This is a genomic window from Cupriavidus sp. SIMBA_020 (assembly GCF_046535395.1).
Classification (GTDB): domain Bacteria; phylum Pseudomonadota; class Gammaproteobacteria; order Burkholderiales; family Burkholderiaceae; genus Cupriavidus; species Cupriavidus campinensis.
Window position 1 is genome coordinate 1 of record NZ_JAWRWU010000158.1, and the last position, 364, is coordinate 364.

At 65.1% G+C, this 364-nt stretch carries 1 pseudogene; it reads right to left on the reverse strand.

The features are described 5' to 3' along the window. Nucleotides 1–279 (reverse strand): annotated as a pseudogene (locus tag SB751_RS28610) (CbbBc protein); the annotation flags it as partial. Nucleotides 280–364 lie beyond the last annotated feature (85 nt).

Genomic DNA, 364 nt, shown 5'->3' on the forward strand with positions numbered 1-364 from the left:
GTTGAAAAAGGCCGGGTTCACCAGGCGCCCGGTGGCTTCCCAGTTGACCGCCTTGGCGCCGTTCTCGCAGAACTTGACCATGCCGTTTTCCGGCGACTCGCCCCAGGCGCAGCCGGGGCAGTCGAAGCCGTCGGGCTGGTTGGTCCGCATCAGCGTGATGGGCGCCTCGATGCTTTCCATCTGGTCGTGAATCGCCTGCGCCGTGGCCTTGAGCGCGCCCCAGCCGCCCGCCGGTCCGGTGTAGGGATGGACGCCTGGCACATCGCGTAGTTTCGTCATAGGAAACTCCATTCGGTGTTTCGCTTACGCGCCGAAGTCGCCGAGCATGACGGCGCCGCAACCGCATCGCGATGAAAGCTCATCC